Origin of the sequence: Qipengyuania aquimaris, from assembly GCF_020171965.1 — a bacterium.
GTDB classification, from domain to species: domain Bacteria; phylum Pseudomonadota; class Alphaproteobacteria; order Sphingomonadales; family Sphingomonadaceae; genus Qipengyuania; species Qipengyuania aquimaris_A.
In genome coordinates, this window is record NZ_JAIUZK010000004.1 from 1 (window position 1) to 775 (window position 775).

At 64.4% G+C, this 775-nt stretch carries 1 protein-coding gene; it reads left to right on the plus strand.

The features are described from left to right. On the plus strand, positions 1 to 775 hold a 775-nt coding region (locus LCM24_RS12970), incomplete at both ends, for a hypothetical protein (RefSeq protein WP_224804999.1).

Sequence of the window (775 nt, forward strand, 5' to 3'; positions counted from 1 at the left end):
ACCGACAGCTATGTCGTGACCCAGGCCGACGTGGATGGCTGGGGCGGCGGCGACGGCACGATCGACAATGTCGCGACCGCCAACGGCAACTCGGTTGCCGCCGGCACGGCAGCGCTGGAAGCGCAGGACGAGGAAAGCATCGCCCTGTGCGACGATCCCGCCATCAACATCGTGAAGGAAGGCGTCTCCGACGATCCGGACTGCACCGATGCAGGCGATACGATCACCTACACCTATACGGTGACCAACACCGGCAATGTCGCGCTGAGCGGCGTGGTGGTGGTCGACGACCAGCTCGGCAACCCCGACTTCGTGGGCGGCGATACCGATGGCGACGGCTACCTCGATGTCGACGAGACCTGGATCTATACCGACAGCTATGTCGTGACCCAGGCCGACGTGGATGGCTGGGGCGGCGGCGACGGCACGATCGACAATGTCGCGACCGCCAACGGCAACTCGGTTGCCGCCGGCACGGCAGCGCTGGAAGCGCAGGACGAGGAAAGCATCGCCCTGTGCGACGATCCCGCCATCAACATCGTGAAGGAAGGCGTCTCCGACGATCCGGACTGCACCGATGCAGGCGACACGATCACCTACACCTATACGGTGACCAACACCGGCAATGTCGCACTGAGCGGCGTGGTGGTGGTCGACGACCAGCTCGGCAACCCCGACTTCGTGGGCGGCGATACCGATGGCGACGGCTACCTCGATGTCGACGAGACCTGGATCTATACCGACAGCTATGTCGTGACCCAGGCCGACGTGGATG